The organism is Streptomyces sp. NPDC026062, from assembly GCF_055568375.1.
Genome location: NZ_JBVHOQ010000038.1, coordinates 1 through 16215, shown reverse-complemented (window position 1 = coordinate 16215; position 16215 = coordinate 1). Strand labels below are relative to the sequence as shown.

Annotated in this window: 13 protein-coding genes; 8 read left to right on the top strand and 5 right to left on the bottom strand. The window is 71.0% G+C overall.

Features of this window, described 5'->3' with window-relative positions; all coding sequences use genetic code 11:
• Positions 1–61: 61 nt before the first annotated feature.
• The 3 genes from ACZ4LX_RS28850 to ACZ4LX_RS28840 all read right to left on the bottom strand — a co-directional run bounded on the left by ACZ4LX_RS28850 (position 62) and on the right by ACZ4LX_RS28840 (position 2001).
• The gene (locus ACZ4LX_RS28850; RefSeq protein WP_467649892.1) at positions 62–292 is read right to left on the bottom strand and encodes a hypothetical protein; all 231 of its coding nucleotides are present in this window, start codon (positions 290–292) and stop codon (positions 62–64) included.
• A gap of 29 nt (positions 293–321) precedes the next feature.
• Positions 322–963: a GAP family protein gene (locus ACZ4LX_RS28845; RefSeq protein ID WP_467649875.1), complete on the bottom strand. Its 642-nt coding sequence runs from the start codon at positions 961–963 to the stop codon at positions 322–324.
• A 324-nt stretch (positions 964–1287) separates the two neighbouring features.
• Positions 1288–2001, bottom strand: a complete 714-nt coding sequence (locus tag ACZ4LX_RS28840; protein WP_467649876.1) for a (2Fe-2S)-binding protein — start codon at positions 1999–2001, stop codon at positions 1288–1290.
• Positions 2002–2234: 233 nt separating this feature from the next.
• On the opposite strand from ACZ4LX_RS28840, the gene ACZ4LX_RS28835 reads away from it, so the two are divergent.
• Positions 2235–3656 (top strand): DMT family transporter, encoded by a 1422-nt coding sequence (locus ACZ4LX_RS28835; protein WP_467649877.1) that lies wholly within the window; start codon positions 2235–2237, stop codon positions 3654–3656.
• On the opposite strand, the gene ACZ4LX_RS28830 is transcribed toward ACZ4LX_RS28835, so the two are convergent.
• Positions 3646–5040, bottom strand: coding sequence for a transglycosylase family protein (locus ACZ4LX_RS28830; protein WP_467649879.1), 1395 nt, complete (start codon positions 5038–5040; stop codon positions 3646–3648). The two genes, ACZ4LX_RS28835 and ACZ4LX_RS28830, sit on opposite strands and share 11 nt — an antisense overlap.
• Before the next feature lie 240 nt (positions 5041–5280).
• Here ACZ4LX_RS28830 and ACZ4LX_RS28825 point away from each other — a divergent pair, with 240 nt between their 5' ends.
• The 3 genes from ACZ4LX_RS28825 to ACZ4LX_RS28815 all read left to right on the top strand — a co-directional run bounded on the left by ACZ4LX_RS28825 (position 5281) and on the right by ACZ4LX_RS28815 (position 9545).
• A complete protein-coding gene (locus ACZ4LX_RS28825) occupies positions 5281–7791 on the top strand; it encodes a glycoside hydrolase family 3 C-terminal domain-containing protein (protein ID WP_467649880.1) in 2511 nt (836 codons plus the stop codon).
• An 8-nt stretch (positions 7792–7799) separates the two neighbouring features.
• On the top strand, positions 7800–8894 hold the full coding sequence (locus ACZ4LX_RS28820; RefSeq protein ID WP_467649881.1) for a LacI family DNA-binding transcriptional regulator: 1095 nt from the start codon (positions 7800–7802) through the stop codon (positions 8892–8894).
• Positions 8895–8981: 87 nt separating this feature from the next.
• Complete coding sequence (locus ACZ4LX_RS28815) at positions 8982–9545, top strand: hypothetical protein (RefSeq protein WP_467649882.1); 564 nt, start codon at positions 8982–8984, stop codon at positions 9543–9545.
• A 128-nt stretch (positions 9546–9673) separates the two neighbouring features.
• On the opposite strand, the gene ACZ4LX_RS28810 is transcribed toward ACZ4LX_RS28815, so the two are convergent.
• On the bottom strand, positions 9674–11029 hold the full coding sequence (locus ACZ4LX_RS28810; RefSeq protein ID WP_467649883.1) for an ROK family transcriptional regulator: 1356 nt from the start codon (positions 11027–11029) through the stop codon (positions 9674–9676).
• Positions 11030–11174: 145 nt separating this feature from the next.
• Between ACZ4LX_RS28810 and ACZ4LX_RS28805 the strand changes: the two genes are divergently transcribed.
• From ACZ4LX_RS28805 to ACZ4LX_RS28790, 4 genes are all read left to right on the top strand, one after another.
• Positions 11175–12488: an ABC transporter substrate-binding protein gene (locus ACZ4LX_RS28805; RefSeq protein WP_467649884.1), complete on the top strand. Its 1314-nt coding sequence runs from the start codon at positions 11175–11177 to the stop codon at positions 12486–12488.
• Between the two features lie 10 nt (positions 12489–12498).
• Positions 12499–13512, top strand: coding sequence for a carbohydrate ABC transporter permease (locus tag ACZ4LX_RS28800; RefSeq protein WP_467649886.1), 1014 nt, complete (start codon positions 12499–12501; stop codon positions 13510–13512).
• 67 nt (positions 13513–13579) lie between these two features.
• Entirely contained in the window at positions 13580–14419 is an 840-nt protein-coding gene (locus ACZ4LX_RS28795; RefSeq protein ID WP_467649887.1) for a carbohydrate ABC transporter permease, read from the top strand.
• A 20-nt stretch (positions 14420–14439) separates the two neighbouring features.
• Positions 14440–15798: a GH1 family beta-glucosidase gene (locus tag ACZ4LX_RS28790; RefSeq protein WP_467649888.1), complete on the top strand. Its 1359-nt coding sequence runs from the start codon at positions 14440–14442 to the stop codon at positions 15796–15798.
• Positions 15799–16215 lie beyond the last annotated feature (417 nt).

Here is a 16215-nt window from a genome sequence, read left to right as displayed (position 1 = left end):
GGGTCGGGCGGGCCGCTGCGGCCCGCCCCGCGCAGGGGCGGACCGCGGCGGACCGGAAAGGTCAGGCCGCGGGGCAGCCCGCGACGACGTCCTGCGATGCGTCGCGGATCAGCGCCCGCTGGGCGTCGCGGACCCTCGTCACACCGGGCTTGATGACCTTGCGGTCGTAGGTGAGCAGACCGTTCCAGGTCCATGACAAGTCCGTGTGCGGAGCGGAGGGGAACAGGAAGAGCCCACGTCGGAGCCCTGCGGTCGACGGCGCGGGCCGGATCGCCACGCCGGTTTCCCGCATGTCCGAAGGGGCTACGGAGGGAGCGCGGGTCAGACCAGTTGGTAGAGGCTCTTGGCGACCAGCCACAACCCCGCCAGCAGGGCGAGCGTCACGATCGCCTGGTCCTGATGACTTTCCGTCCAGTCGCGGAGCGCGCCGAGTTTCAGCCGGGCCTCCGTGGGCCGGAAGGTCGTGTACAGCAGCATCACCAACAGGCCGGCGCTCGCGAGCAGGCAGAAGGCGAGCAGCGCCATGTAGGAGCCGACGGAGGACATGTGCGCCTGGACGACCGTGGCGCCCCCCGCCGCGACCAGGCCCCATGGCTGCAGGACGACGCCCAGACCTGCCGCCGTCCACGGTGAGGCGTTGTCCAGCCGCGACAGCCACTTCGGGGAGCGTCGCGTTACGCTGCCCCGCCGCCGCTTCCGCTCCGCGTAGACGACCATCCCGACACCCAGCGCCAGTTTGACCGCCAGGGCCGCCGTGGAGGGCGCGCTGCGCGGGGCAGGCGGCTTGCCGCCGGTCAGCAGGATCACTACGGCGAGCACGAGGACCAGGCAGCCGAGCCAGGCGAGCACGAAAGCCAGCCCCTTGCGTACGCCCCGGGGCGTGGAGAGCAGCAGGATGAACGCGCTGTTGTGCAGGGGGCCGACGTTGATGACCAGTCCGAGGATGACGAGATCAAGAACCATGCGCGGCACCGGTCGTCCCCGGGACACGGGCACGGGGCCCCACATCGATGGTCCTCACGGTGGAATGCCGCATGTCCGGGCTCCTGTGGCAGAGACGAACCGTTCTCCGTCGACTTCGTAGCCCGTCAGCCGCTCCCGTGCCGCCCTACGTGCCGAGCCGCACCCGAGAGTGACCCGAAAGGCTCTGCCGCCCACGCTCCTGAGCCCCTCTCATCCCCCATCCCTCGCGTCTCTCACATCCCGGTGACCCCACTGGCCCCGGCGGTCCGTCGTCCCGGCAAACCCCACGCGCCCTGGCGGCCCTGTCCGTCCCGGCGGCCTCGCTCACCCCCTGCCGGAGCGGCCTGACGGCCGTCGGGGGGCCTCGTCGAAGACGCAGTCGCCGCACAGCCCACCGCCCGGCACCCGGTAGTAGAGGCAGCAGGTGCCCCTGCGGAAGCCCGGCCCGTGCGGTTGGCCCGTGCCGCGCAGATCCGGGTGGTCGAAGAGTTCCGCTGCCAGGGCACGGGCGCGCGAGGCGACGTCCGGCCTGCCGTGGGCGCCCGCCCACGCGACGAGCAGGCGCACGGATCCCGCCAGCGCGGATCCGGCGTTGCCCCACAGCAGCCGGGCCGGCACGGGGGTGTCCCGGCGTACCGCTTCACCGAGCGGCACGAGATGGCCGTACTGGACGGCCTCCCGGATCCCGGCGGCCGTACCCGGAACCACGGTTCCGCCACCGCACCACAGGTCGTCCGGGGCGGGCAGCCGTGGATTCCAGTGGAGGACGTCGGCCCGCAGCCCGGGAAGGGCACCGGTGAGGACCGCCGGGCCCAGCGCGGTGGACCACAGCCGAGCGGCGAGCCCCAGATGTGCGACGGAGGCCGCCACGCGTCGTTCGACCGTCCCGAGCCTCTCCGCGACGGTGTCGATCCGGGCCGCGAGCAGTGCGTCCTCCCCGGCGTACAGGCGTGCCAGGGCGAGGTATCCCCCTCCCGGCGCCGGAGCGTCCCGCCACGCGAAGAACGCTCCCGGGCCCGCTTCCTCGTGCTCCTCCATGGTCCTGCCGTCTCCTGCCCGGCCGGCCACCCGGTGTCATTCCGAGAACACCCGCAGTGCCGCGGCTCGCGGTTCACCGTACCGGTGCGGGATGATCGTTCTGACGTCGGGCGCAGGGAGGACTACCGTCGGGAGGAGGACACCGGGACCACTCCCGTACTACCAAAGCAGTACGCCCAATCGCCGTCTCAGGGACGACGACGCGGCGGCTTTGAAGGGAGATCGTGGTGTACATGAGTTCCCTCGCGCTGTCCGTGCTCCTGTCGCTGGTCTCCGCGGTCGCCTACGCGGCCGGGGCGATAGTCCAGGAGCGCGTGGCCACCTCCTCCGACGGCCGCTCACTCGCCCCCCTGCGCGACCGGGTCTGGTGGGCGGCGGTGGCGCTGAACGGCGTGGGCGCGGTGCTGCACGTGGTGGCGCTGGCGTACGGTCCGCTCAGCCTCGTACAGCCGCTGGGCGCCCTGACCATCGTCTTCGCCCTGCCGATGGCCGCCCTCTTCGTACGCCGCAAGGCCGGGGCGACCGCCTGGCGCGGCGCGGTCATGGCAACCGTGGGACTGGCCGGGCTGCTTGCCCTGACCGGAAGTTCCGATGCGCACTCCCTGGGCGGTCCACGGCAACTCATGCTCGCCATGGTGACGTTCGGCGCCGTGGCCGTCCTCATGCTGGTCGCGAAGGCCATCCCCCGGCCGGTGATACGCAGCGTGGTCCTGGCCGGCGCCGCGGGTGTCGCCTTCGGTATCGCCTCGGTGTTCACCAAGACCGTGGCCATGCAGTGGACTTCGGGCGCGGTGGGCGCGGGCCTGCCGACGCTGCTGGTGATCGCCGCGCTCGCGGGCGCCGGGCTGCTGCTGTCCCAGGCCGCGTACCGAGGTGCGGGGCTGACCGCACCGCTGGCCACGGTGACCGTCGTGAACCCGGTGGTGGCAGCCGCGGTCGGCATCACACTGTTCGGTGAGCAGTTCCGGCACGGCACCGCGGGCACGATGCTCGCCCTCGTCTGCGGAGCCGTCGCGGCCGGCGGACTGATCATGCTCACCACGGAGCGGATGAGCGCGGAGCGCCGAGAGAATCAGCGGACACCCGGATGCGACGAGGGTCCGCGGGCCGCACCCCGTGAGGTCAGGGCCTCGGGCGGCGCCACCGTCGTCGCGCCGTCACCGGGCCCGGTGACGGCGGCCGGGACCTCCGGCATCCCCGGCCCCGCGTCCGGCGAGGACGCGCGGGATTTCGCCGGGCCCGCCGGCTCGCCGGACCCGGCGGGCGCACTCCCGGAACCGATGGTCTCGGTGACGGACCTGACGGGCGCGGTGCCGGAACCGGTGGCCTCGGTGACGGAAACGGTGGACGCACCGCCGAAACCGGCAGGCGCGCTGCCGGAACCGGAGGACGCACGGGCCCGGCCGACGTCACCGACCGTGGTGACCTTCGCCGAACCCCTGGGCCCGATGCCGCCGACAGCAGCCGCAGAAACGTTTCCCGCCCCGGTGCCGTTTCCCGTACGGCCGCCGTTGGAGCGCCGGGTGGGGCAGACGGAGTTCGGACGGGATCCACGGCCGCGCCGCGGCGCCGCGCGCAAGGGCGTGCCCTCCTCGGGGCCCACCGCTTCCGCTGCCCCCACAGGTGACCGCCCCGTCGCCTCGTTCAGACCCTGACGCCGCCCGCCCGGAGGTAGGCGAGCGGATCGACGTCGGAGCCGTAGTCCGGTCCGGTCCTGATCTCGAAGTGCAGGTGCGGCCCCGTGACGTTGCCGGTGGCGCCGGAACGAGCGATACGCTGCCCGCCGCCGACGTGCTGGCCGGAGCGCACCAGAAGCGAAGACAAGTGCGCGTACTGGCTGAACTTGCCGTCACCGTGCCGGATCACGACCTGGTAGCCGTACGCCCCGCCCCAGCCCGCCGCGACGACCGTGCCGGGCGCCACCGCCTTCACCGAGGTGCCGGTGGGCACGGGGAAGTCGACCCCCGTGTGGTAGCCGCTGGACCAGGAACCCGCCTGGTGGTACGGAGTGCCGGTACTCGCCGCCACGGGGGCGGTGAGCCCGGAGTGCTTCTCCGCCCGCTCGGTCTTGCGGGCCTCCGTCTTGGGGCTGGCTGCCTTGCGGGTCTCAGCCTTGTGGGTTTCGGTCTTGTGGGTCTCGGTCTTGTGGGTCTCGGTCTGCTTCGGCTTCGGCCTCGCCTGCTGAGTCTGCTCGGGCCGGGCGGTCTGCTGGGGCTTCGCCTGCCGCGCGGGCTGGGCCGGCTGCTTCCGCTCGGGCCGCGCCGTCTTCTTCGGGGCGGGCGACGCCTTTTCCCTGGCCTTCGGCTCCGGCTCGGCATCCGCCTTCGGCGTGGCACCGGTGACCGTACCCGCGGTCCGTGTCACGCCGAGGCTCAGGCGCTGCCCCGGGAAGATCAGATCCGGGTCGTCACCGACGATCTCGCGGTTCGCGGAGTAGAGCCGCTGCCAGCCGCCTTCCAGGCGGCGGTCCGCCACGATCGCGGAGAGCGAGTCCCCGCTCGCCACGGTGTACGAGTCGCGTTTTCCCGGCACCGTTGTCGGCGTGGCCGGTGCCGACGCCTTCTTCGTCCCGGCCCCGGCCGAGGCCCGGGGATCGGCCTTCTTCGGCGTCGAGACCCCGGCCGTCCGCTCGGCCTGCGGGCTGACACCGGGGCCGTCACCGTCCCGTGTCAGCCCTGCCTTCCCGGAACAGGCCGGCCAGGCACCCGGACCCTGGGCATCGAGGACCTTCTCCGCGATGGCGATCTGCTGGGCCCTGGTGGCCAGGTCCGCGCGCGGGGCGTAGACCGCCCCGCCGTAGGCCGCCCAGGTCGACCGGGTGAACTGAAGCCCGCCGAAGTAGCCGTTGCCCGAGTTGATGTTCCAGTTGCTCGTGGATTCGCACGCGGCGACCTTGTCCCAGACATCGCCTGACGCCGCACCGGCCGACGCGGCGGTGAGCAGTGGGAGCGCAAGACCCGCACCGCCCGCCGTGACCGTCAGCGAAGCACGGTTGATGCGGCTGGGCTGATATCTGCGGTGCCGTCCGTTCGCGGCCATGATCTTGGCTCCCCCACAGGCAGTTGGACACGTCGCAAGCGGTCAACTTATGTGCAGACAACGGGTGATGACAAGAGCACAGCGAGTTCCGGCCACAGCCTGCGCAGGGCCTTCCGCGGTCGCTCGCGCCCGGACCCGTTCCCCATTGACATGGTCGGCGTCGGCCAGCGACGCTGGGCGCGACAGACTGGGAGAGCGCTCTCCGATCGTGAGGGCTCGGAGCTGAAGGGCAGGGCCGTCATGACGGACGAAGAGATCGATCCGCTGCTGGAGAAGCTCGACGCGGCACAGAAGGTGCGCCTGCTGACCGGCGCGAGCACCTGGCGTACGCATGCCGAACCGGCCGTCGGGCTACGCGCCCTCACCTTCTCCGACGGGCCCGCGGGAGTGCGCGGCGAGAGCTGGGACGAGCGGCGGACATCGCTCGCCCTGCCCTCCCCGACGGCTCTGGCCGCGTCCTGGGACGATCTCCTGCTCACGGATCTCGGCGTGCTGCTCGCCGCGGAGGCCCGGCGCAAAGGGGTGGACGTCCTCCTCGCCCCCACACTGAACCTGCACCGGTCCCCGCTGGGCGGCCGGCACTTCGAGTGCTTCTCCGAGGACCCGCTCCTCACCGGCCGGACCGGCGCAGCCCTCATCAAGGGCATCCAGTCCGGTGGAGTCGCCGCCACCGCCAAGCACTTCGTGGCCAACGACGCCGAGACGGACCGGCTGAATGTCGACGTCCGCATGGACGAACAGACACTTCACGAGGTCTATCTCGCCCCGTTCGAGGCGGCGGTGGCGGCCGGTGTCCGTGCGGTCATGTCGGCGTACAACAAGGTCGGCGGCGTCACCATGTCCGCGTCTCCGCTGCTGAAACACCCGCTGAAGGGAAGCTGGGGATTCGAGGGACCCGTGCTCTCGGACTGGGGCGGTGTGCGCACGCTCCTGGACACGGCGCGCTCCGCGCAGGACCTGGCGATGCCGGGGCCGGACGGCCCGTGGGCGGCAGGCCTGCTCACCGCACTGGAACACGGCCTGGTCTCCCCCGAGACGGTCGACGACAAGGTACGGCGGTTCTTCCGGCTCGCCCGGCAGGTCGGTGCGCTGGGATCGCCCCGGCCGGCGCGGCGGCCCGCGATCGCTCCCGGCGCGCGGCGCGCACTGCTGCGCCGGGCCGTCTCCGCCGGTTCGGTACTGCTCCGCAACGATGAGGGGCTGCTGCCGCTCGATCCGGCACGGCTGCGCTCGGTCGCGGTCATCGGCACGCATGCCATGGCGGTACGCATTCAGGGGGGAGGCAGCGCCGAGGTGTTCCCCGACGCGGTGGTGACCCCGTTGGCCGGGATCGAGGAGGCGCTGAAGGGCTCGGCGAACGTGACGTACCACCGGGGTCTGCCGGAGTCCGCCCTGCCCGCGCCGCTCACCCGCGAGATGTCGAGCGATCCGCGCAACGGGGAACCGGGCGTGCTGGTCAGGCTGCTCGACGCCGACGGGCACGAACTCCACGCCGAGCACCGGCTGTCCGGGCGGATCGTCGAGCCATCCGTCATGACCGAGGGCGCCGCGGCCGTGGAGATCCGGGCCGTGGTCCGCCCCGCCACCGGCGGCCCATGGACCTGGGCGGTGGGCGGCTGGGGCAGCCTCTCGCTGTCCGTCGGCGGCACGGAGGTGCTGTCCGGCACCTTCCCGCCGGACAGCGACGATCCGACCCGGGTCCACGTGGCCCCGCCCCTGCGCACCGCGCGGGCCGAGCTCGTCGCGGGTCGGGAGGTGGAGGTGGTGGCGCGACGCTCGCTCACCCCGGGCTGGGGTGTGGCGACGGTTCTCGCCGCCGCTCCGCCGTCCGGCGACGCGGCCTCCTCCCTGGCCGAGGCCGTGGCCGCAGCACGCGCCGCGGACGTCGCCGTGGTGGTCGTGGGCACGACCGAGCAGAGCGAGTCGGAGGGCCACGACCGGGCGACCCTGGAACTGCCGGACGGCCAGGACGCTCTCGTACGAGCCGTGGCACGCGCCAATCCGCGCACGGTCGTCGTGGTGAACTCGGGCGGTCCGGTCGCGCTTCCCTGGCACACCCGGGTGCCCGCACTGCTGCTCTCGTGGTTCCCCGGACAGGAGGCCGGCGGCGGGATCGCAGACATGCTGTTCGGCCGGACCGAACCGGGCGGCCGGCTGCCGACCACCTGGGGGACCGCCCAGGACGACGTACCGGTGATCGGCACCGCCCCGACGGCCGGGGGCCGGCTCCACTACGAGGAAGGCCTGCACATCGGGTACGCGGCCTGGCTGCGCTCCGGGGCCGTGCCCGCCTACTGGTTCGGCCATGGGCTCGGCTACACGAGCTGGGAGTACGAGGAGCTGGCGGCGCCCGCGGAGGTACGGGGCGGGGAGCCCTTCGACCTGCGCGTACGGGTACGCAACTCGGGCCGGCGGCGCGGCCGCGAGGTGGTCCAGGTCTATCTGGCCAGGAACAGGACGGCGGTGGAGCGCCCTGCGCTGAGGCTCGTCGGGTACGCGGCGGTCGAGGCGGAGCCCGGGAAGAGCGTGGTCGCGGTGGTCCGGGTGCCCGGACGGGCTCTGGCCCACTGGTCGGCCACGCGCCGCGGCTGGGAGACGGAGGCCGGTGAATTCACCCTGCTGGGCGGCCGTTCGGCCGGCGATCTGCCGCTCGCCGCGACACTGACCGCGGTCACCTCGCGGCCCCCGGCCGGAACGGATGCCGCCGACGATCCGGATCACCCAGGAGAGCGCTCTCCGATGGTGCTATAAATGCACGCATGACGGATGATCCGCGACCGGCCGGTACACCCACCCTTGAAGACGTGGCGAGGGCGGCCGGTGTCTCCCGCGCCACTGTCTCCCGAGTCATCAACGGCGTACGAAATGTCGACCCGGCAATCCAGGAGGCCGTGCGCCGGGCGGTCTCCCTCACCGGCTACGCGCCCAACCGGGCGGCCCGCTCGCTGGTGACCCGGCGCACCGACGCCATCGCCCTGGTCGTGTCGGGCGCGGGGGTCGAACCCGAACCGGCCGAAGGCAGACCGGCCGGAGACACCTCCGGTCCGGAGAACGGACCGTCCTTCACCGCGCAGGTCTTCGCCGACCCGTTCTTCGGCCGGGTCGTGACCGGGGTGGTCAACTACCTCCGGCCGCGCGGCATGCACCCGGTCCTGATGTTCGCCGAGACGTCAAAGGCGCGGGAGGACGTGGTGTCGTTCCTGCGCCAGGGCAGCGCCGACGGCGCACTGGTCGTCTCGACGCACGCGGAGGACCCGCTGCCCGCCATGCTCACGGACGCCGGGCTTCCCGCGGTGCTGTACGCGCGGCCCGCCCGGCCGGTCCGGATCAGCTATGTCGACCTCGCCCACCAGGACGGCGCACGGCTGGCCGCCGAGCATCTGCTGGCCCGGGGCTGCCGGCGCATCGCGACCATCACCGGACCGCTCGACGTACCGGCGGGCCAGGAACGGATGGCGGGGTTCCGCGACACCCTGGCCGGACGCGGGCATTCGTATGTCCCGATCGCCGAGGGGCAGTTCACCCAGGAGAGCGGCGAGGCCGCGATGGAACGGCTACTGGCGGAGCACCCCGACCTGGACGCGGTGTTCGCGGCCAACGACCTGATGGCGACGGGCGCCTGCCATGTCCTGCGGGAGCACGGCAAGCGGGTGCCCGAGGACGTCGCGGTGATCGGTTTCGACGACAGCAGCGCGGCGTCCGCCTGCCGGCCGCCGCTGACAACGGTCCGCCAGCCGGTCGAGGCGATGGCGGCCGAGATGGCCCGGCTGCTGATCGAACGGCTCTCCAGGCCGGACGGCGCCGCGACATCGGTGATCTTCGAACCGGCGCTGGTGGTCCGGGACTCGGCGTAGGACCGTCCCGCGGCCATGGGGTGTTGTGCCGCACGGCAGCTCCGGAAAGGATCAGGTGGTCGTCGTGCCACATGATCGGGGTCCCTGTTGAGTCTGACCGAACGGATACGTCCCCTCGTGGGTGTCGCCCTGGGCGCGCTCATGTCCTTCCTCGTGAGCAGCCTGAACGAGCGGACGCGGTGGCGGAGGCAGCAGGCGGTGCGGTGGGACGAGCGCCGCCTGACCGCCTACGCCGAATACGCTCATGCCGTGAAGGAGCTGGCGGCCCGCTACAACATGATCGCTGCGGCCCGTGGCCTGGTGTCAGGGCCGATGGAGCTGGAACCCACGGCCGAAGTCCTTTCCGAACTGGCCGAGTTGGAGGCCCGCCGGTCGGCGCTGTCCGAGACGCTCGGGCTTCTCGGCGACACCGGGGCAAACACCGCGTCCAAGACGGTGGACCACTGCCTGTGGCGGTTGGAGTGCCTCGTCCGGGGGGTCACCATGGAGGCCGAGCAGAACTGGGACCAGGCCTTCCAGGAATTCCGCGACGCCCGCACCCGGTACGTGGAGCTCGCCCGGGCGAGTCTGGGCGTGCCCGGAGCGGTGGCCCGGGAGGTCACCTGGCCGGGCGAGTGGCGTCCCGTCTCCCGCTCGTCGCCCTCGTCCTGACCGGGGGGACGCGCCTCAGCCCTCGTCCTGACCGGAGGGACGCGCCTCAGCCCTCGTCCTGACCGGGGGGAACGCGCCGCAGCCCCCAACCCGGCCGGAGGCACGCACCCCTGCCCCCTCGCGCCGCCTCACCCCGCCGCGTCCGACGCCGTACGTGGGCGCTCCCGGTTCCGGACCATGTCGGCGGCGGTACGGAATCCCGCCGGGGTGGCGGGCCGGGGCTCGGGGGCCGGGCGGCTGCCGCCCCGGGCCAGGAAGTCGGAGAGCGGGAGCGTCGCGGCGCCGACGGTCACCGCGTCGGGGCCGAGGCGGCCCATCTCGATCGTGGTGCGGGCAGCGGCGTGGCGGAGGGCGTACTCCTGCGCGTAGCGGCGGATGTCGGGCAGCAGACGCGGTGCGATCAGCAAGCCCGCCCAGCCTCCGAGCAGAATGCGCTCGGGCAGGAAGAGGTTGATCAGATCGCCCAGCGCCGCACCGAGGCATTCGGCCGTCTCGTCGAGGACCGAGAGCGCCAGCGGGTCGGGTTCGCCGCCGTCGGCCGGGTAGGCGGCGGCCAGCAGCGCCGCGAGCGCGGTCTCGTCGTCGGTGTCGGCGGGCAGCGGGCCGCCCGCCTCGTGCCAGCGCTCGCGCATGGCCTCGGCACCCGCGTACGCCTCCAGGCAGCCGATCGAGCCGCACCGGCAGCGGCGGCCGCGCAGCTGCACGGTGGTGTGGCCCCATTCGAGGGCCATGCTGCTTCGGTCCTCGTCGAGCAGATCTCCGTGGTTGACGCAGGCGCCGACGCCGGAGCCGATGAGGGCGACGGCCGAGGCCCCCGCGTCGCGTCCGCCGCCGAACCACATCTCGGCCTGGCCCAGTGTCTTGGCACCGTTGTCGATGAAGAACGGGACTTCCGCCGGGACCCGGACGGCGTCGCGGAGCAGCCGTTCGAAGGGGACGGCGCTCCAGTCGATGGTCTGGCCGTGGACGACGGAGCCCACATCGCCGACCGCACCGTCGGGTGCGTCCCGCTCGATGATGCCGGGGACGCCGATCCCGATACCGAGAAGCCGGTGCGGATCGGCTCCGGCGTCCCGCAGGACATCGGCGACGCCGCTGCGGACATGGCCGACGATGCGGTCGACGTCGTAGCCGTGCTGGGCCAGCAGGCGTTCGGTGCGGGCGAGTTCGGTGAGGGCGAGATCGAACAGCTCGACCCGGATCCGGGTCTCACCTATGTCGATACCGATCAGCAGGCCGCCTCCGGGGGCAACGCGCAGCAGGGTGCGCGGACGGCCGCCGTCGGAGTCGACGACGCCGGCCTCCTCCAGAAGGCCCTCCGCGGCGAGTTCGGCGACCACGTTGCTGATGGAGCCTGAACTCAGCCCGGTGGCGGGGCCCAGCTCCTGGCGGCTCAGCGGGCCGTCGAAATACAACCGTTGCAATACCCTCGCCCGGTTGCCCCGTCGCAGGTCACGCACGGTCCGTCTGTTGCGCTCAGCCATGTGGCTCCTTCCCTTCCCGCAACATACCGCGACCGCGGGACTTGACGCGACCTTCTCTCACCTCTTAAATCACGTCATAAATTAAGCACTGAAGGTCGTTCGGTTCTCGTACACGGCCTTCCTCCCCGGAAAGGGGCCATCCCGCATGCGCACCATCAGAGCCGCGGCAGCAGCCACCCTCGCGATCTCCATAGCCGCCGGAGCCACCGGCTGCGGAGGCGGTACGTCGTCGAGCGGCGGCAGCAACGAATCCCCGAAGACCCTCACGTACTGGGCCTCCAACCAGGGCCCCAGCATCGAGGCCGACAAGAAGATCCTGACCCCCGAGCTGAAGAAGTTCGAGGAGCAGACCGGCATCAAGGTCAAGTTGGAGGTCGTACCCTGGGCCGACCTGCTCAACCGGATCCTCGCGGCCACCACCTCCGGTCAGGGCCCGGACGTCCTGAACATCGGCAACACCTGGTCGGCCTCACTCCAGGCGACGGGGGCCCTGCTCCCCTGGGACAAGGCGAACTTCGACGCGATCGGCGGCCGGGACCGCTTCGTCGAATCGGCGGTCGCCTCGGCCGGCGCGGAGGGCAAGGACCCCTCCGCGGTGCCGCTGTACTCGCTCGCGTACGCCCTCTACTACAACAAGAAGAGCTTCGCCGAAGCGGGCATCACCAAGCCCCCCGCCACCTGGGACGAGCTGGTCGCGGACGGCAAGAAGCTGTCCAAGGACGGCAAGTGGGGGCTGGGTGCCGAGGGCGCCAACCTCTCCAACAACATCCACCAGACCTTCGTGCTGGCCCAGCAGCACGGCGCGGACTTCTTCGACACCGCGGGAAAGCCGACGTTCACCTCCGACGGTGCCGTCGCGGCCGTGAAGCAGTACATCGACTTCATGGCCAAGGACAAGATCATCGCGCCGGGCAACGCCGAATACGCCCAGAACCAGTCCCTGACGGACTTCGCCAAGGGCAGGACCGCCATGGTTCTGTGGCAGGCCGCCGCCTCCACCTTCGCTTCCCAGGGCATGAAGCCCGAGGACTGGGGCGCGGCTCCGGTGCCCGTCGCCTCCGGCACTCCCGGCCAGGGAAAGAACACCAACTCCATGGTCGCCGGCATCAACATGGCGGTGTTCAAGAACACCAAGAACATCGACGGCGCCAAGAAGTTCGTGAAGTTCATGACGAGTGACGCCGAGCAGAAGCTGCTCAACAAGACCTACGGCTCCATCCCGCCGGTCAAGACCGCCCAGGCCGACGCCGCGTTCTCGGCGCCCGACCTGGCGGTCCTGCGCGACACGCTGGCCAAGAGCGCGGCCCCGCTGCCGCAGGTGCCCAACGAGTCGCAGTTCGAGACGGCCGTCGGCACCGCGGTCAAGGAGCTGTGGGCCGACGCCGCAGCCGGACGCCCCGTGACCACCGATTCCGTCAAGGCGCGCCTCGAAAAGGCCCAGCAGACGATGCAGCAGTAAGGCACTCCTCATGACCGCCACCGTGACCACCACCGACAGCCGGGCGGAGAAGTCCGACAAGGTGACGAGCCGGGGCACCGGGGGTGCGCGCAGGAGACTGCCGCGCATCCCCGACCGGATCCGCCAGGGCGGACTGCCCTATCTCCTGCTCCTGCCGGCCGTCCTGCTCGAACTCCTCGTCCATGTGATTCCGATGATCATCGGAATCGTGATGAGCTTCCGCCAGTTCACGCAGTTCTACATCAACAACTGGGGCGGAGCGCCCTGGTCCGGCCTCGACAACTACCGCATCGCCGTGGACGTCAACGCCCCGATCGGCGAGGCACTGCTCCACTCGTTCTTCGTCACCTGCGTCTTCACGTTCTTCGCCGTCGGCCTGGCCTGGCTGTTCGGTGTCGCGGCAGCGATCATGCTGCAGGAGAACTTCCGCGGCAGGGGCTTCCTGCGGGCGATCTTCCTCGTCCCGTACGCCCTGCCCGTGTACGCGGCCGTCATCACCTGGGCGTTCATGTTCCAGCGGGACAACGGCCTGGTCAACCACGTGTTCCACGACCAGCTGGGGATCACCGACCAGCCGTCGTTCTGGCTGATCGGCGACAACAGCATCTACGCGCTGATCATCGTCTCGGTCTGGAAGGGCTGGCCCTTCGCCTTCCTCATCGTGATGGCGGGGCTGCAGAACATCCCGCGCGAGCTGTACGAGGCCGCCTCCATCGACGGCGCCGGCATCTGGCAGCAGATACGCAAGATCACCCTTCCTTCGCTGCGCCCGGTCAACCAGGTCCTCGTGCTCGTCCTGTTCCTGTGGACGTTCAACGACTTCAACACCCCGTACGTCCTGTTCGGCAAAGGGGCGCCGGAGAACGCGGACCTCATCTCGATCCACATCTACCAATCGTCGTTCGTCACCTGGAACTTCGGCACCGGATCCGCGATGTCCGTGCTCCTGCTGCTGTTCCTCCTGCTCGTGACGGCCGTCTACCTGCTCATCACCTCGCGCGGAAGGAAGGGTGCAGATGCCTAGCCATGCCCAGCCGGCCGCATTGCGGAGAACGGCGAAACCGAGATCACGGTCCCGGTCCCGGTCGCCGATGGCCGCACCGCAGTCCTTTCTCTGGACGCGCCGCGTCATCCTGACCTTCCTGGCCGCCTTCGTCCTTCTGCCCGTCTATGTGATGGTCAGCAGCTCGCTCAAGCCGCTCCAGGACGTGTCGGGGAAGTTCCACTGGATCCCGTCGGGGCTGACCGTCAAGCCGTACTTCGACATCTGGGAGACCGTCCCGCTCGCCCGGTACTTCGTCAACTCGCTGGTCGTGGCGGGCTCGGCGACGGTCCTTTCGGTGATCATCGCGGTGTTCTCGGCGTACGCCGTCAGCCGCTACAAGTTCCGCGGCAAGCGGGTCTTCACCGTCACGGTGCTTTCCACCCAGATGTTCCCGGGCATCCTCTTCCTGCTGCCGCTGTTCCTCATCTTCGTCAACATCGGGAACAGCACCGGCATCGCGCTGTACGGCTCGCGCGGCGGACTGATCCTCACCTATCTGACGTTCTCGCTGCCGTTCTCGATCTGGATGCTCATCGGGTACTTCGACTCCATCCCCAGGGATCTGGACGAAGCGGCGCTGGTCGACGGCTGCGGACCGCTCGGCGCGCTGTTCCGGGTCGTCGTGCCCGCCGCGGTACCCGGCATCGTCGCCGTCGCCGTGTACGCGTTCATGACGGCCTGGGGTGAGGTGCTCTTCGCCTCCGTCATGACCAACGACACCACCCGCACACTCGCCGTCGGACTCCAGGGCTACGCCACGCAGAACGACGTCTACTGGAACCAGGTCATGGCCGCCTCGCTCGTCGTCAGTGTGCCGATCGTCGCCGGTTTCCTGCTCCTCCAGCGCTACCTGGTCGCCGGTCTCACCGCGGGGGCCGTCAAGTGACCATTTCGGAAAGGAAGTCCGTGAACGACCTCAGTGCCCTCCCGGCCGACTTCACCTGGGGCGTCGCCACAGCCGCGTACCAGATCGAGGGGGCCGTGGCCGAGGACGGCCGCGCGCCGTCGATCTGGGACACGTTCTCCCACACCCCGGGCAAGGTGGCCGGCGGCGACACCGGCGACGTGGCCTGCGACCACTACCACCGGGTCCCCGAGGACATCTCCCTGATCAAGGAGGTGGGGGCGGGCGCGTACCGTTTCTCCCTCGCCTGGCCCCGGATCGTCCCGGCCGGCGACGGCCCGGTCAACGCGGCCGGTCTCGACTTCTACGACCGCCTCGTCGACGGTCTGCTGGACGCCGGGATCACCCCGTTCGCCACGCTCTACCACTGGGATCTCCCGCAGGCGCTCCAGGACCGCGGCGGCTGGACCGTCCGCGAGACCGCCGAGCACTTCGCCGCGTACACCTCCGTCGTCGTGGACCGCCTCGGCGACCGGGTCAAGGACTGGGCCACCCTCAACGAGCCGCTCTGCTCGGCCTGGATCGGCCATCTGGAGGGCACGATGGCGCCGGGTCTCACCGACCTGACCGCCGCCGTCCGGGCCTCCTACCACCTGCACCTCGGACACGGCCTCGCCGTACAGGCGATACGGGCGGCGTCGCCGGACGCCCGCGTCGGCATCGTCAACAACCTCAGCCCGGTGGAGGCCGCCACCGACCGCGAGACGGACCGGGCCGCGGCGGTGCGGGGCGACGGGCACACCAACCGCTGGTGGCTCGACCCGATCCTCGGGCGTGGCTACCCGCAGGACATGGTCGATCTGTACGGAGTCGAACTCCCGGTCCAAGAAGGCGACATGGAGCTCATCTCGGCTCCGCTCGACTGGATGGGCGTGAACTACTACTTCCGCCAGGTCGTCACCGCCGACCCCACCGGACCCGTCCCGCACGCCAAACAGGTCTACCTGCCCGGCTCCCGCCACACCCACATGGACTGGGAGGTCCACGCCCAGGGGCTGGAGCAGCTGCTCCTGCGTCTGACCGAGGAGTACGGTGTCCAGCGCCTCTACGTCACCGAGAACGGCTCCGCGTACCGGGACGTCGTCCTCGCCGACGGTTCGGTGCACGACCCGGAGCGGACCCGGTACCTGGAGGAGCACCTCGCCGCCTGTGCCCGCGCCGTACGCAAGGGCGCCCCGCTCGCCGGGTACTTCGCCTGGTCGCTGCTGGACAACTTCGAGTGGGCGTACGGCTACGACAAGCGGTTCGGTCTGGTCCACGTCGATTACGCGACGCAGCGCCGCACCGTCAAGAGCAGCGGCCGGCGGTATGCCGAGCTGATCCGCGAGGTGGCGGCAGGCCGCACGCGCAAGGCAGCCTGACCGCCCCGCGAGGGCGCGAGGGCCATCCAGCAGCCTCCGGCCGCGGCGGACGACCGCCGCCGCCGGAGGTTCCGCGCTGTCCGCGGCGATCGGGGAGCAGCGGAGTCATCCGCTCCGATCCGGTCGGCCCACCGGTGGGCGGGGCTGTGCCGACCGGTCCGTCGCCGTCCGCCCCCGCCAGATGAGTACGGGCGAAACCTCAGTTCTCCGGCAGCAGAAGGAGGATACGGGCGGGACCGGATTTCCCCGGCGGCTATTGATCAGAAACTCATTGGGTTCACTCGTCGAGGACGTATCGGACGTGCGGGGCTTTGAAGTAGCTGGTGACGATGTGGGGCTGGCGCTGTCGGCGGTGGAAGAACCTGCGGGTTTCAGTAGCGAGTTCGGCCCGGTTTCTGGCCCGCTGGGTGTGGGGCA

Coding starts and splice junctions, on each gene's coding strand:
- ACZ4LX_RS28850 (WP_467649892.1), bottom strand. CDS start 292: ATGCGGGAAACCGGCGTGGCGATCCGGCCCGCGCCGTCGACCGCAGGG.
- ACZ4LX_RS28845 (WP_467649875.1), bottom strand. CDS start 963: ATGGTTCTTGATCTCGTCATCCTCGGACTGGTCATCAACGTCGGCCCC.
- ACZ4LX_RS28840 (WP_467649876.1), bottom strand. CDS start 2,001: ATGGAGGAGCACGAGGAAGCGGGCCCGGGAGCGTTCTTCGCGTGGCGG.
- ACZ4LX_RS28835 (WP_467649877.1), top strand. CDS start 2,235: ATGAGTTCCCTCGCGCTGTCCGTGCTCCTGTCGCTGGTCTCCGCGGTC.
- ACZ4LX_RS28830 (WP_467649879.1), bottom strand. CDS start 5,040: ATGGCCGCGAACGGACGGCACCGCAGATATCAGCCCAGCCGCATCAAC.
- ACZ4LX_RS28825 (WP_467649880.1), top strand. CDS start 5,281: ATGACGGACGAAGAGATCGATCCGCTGCTGGAGAAGCTCGACGCGGCA.
- ACZ4LX_RS28820 (WP_467649881.1), top strand. CDS start 7,800: ATGACGGATGATCCGCGACCGGCCGGTACACCCACCCTTGAAGACGTG.
- ACZ4LX_RS28810 (WP_467649883.1), bottom strand. CDS start 11,029: ATGGCTGAGCGCAACAGACGGACCGTGCGTGACCTGCGACGGGGCAAC.
- ACZ4LX_RS28805 (WP_467649884.1), top strand. CDS start 11,175: ATGCGCACCATCAGAGCCGCGGCAGCAGCCACCCTCGCGATCTCCATA.
- ACZ4LX_RS28800 (WP_467649886.1), top strand. CDS start 12,499: ATGACCGCCACCGTGACCACCACCGACAGCCGGGCGGAGAAGTCCGAC.
- ACZ4LX_RS28795 (WP_467649887.1), top strand. CDS start 13,580: ATGGCCGCACCGCAGTCCTTTCTCTGGACGCGCCGCGTCATCCTGACC.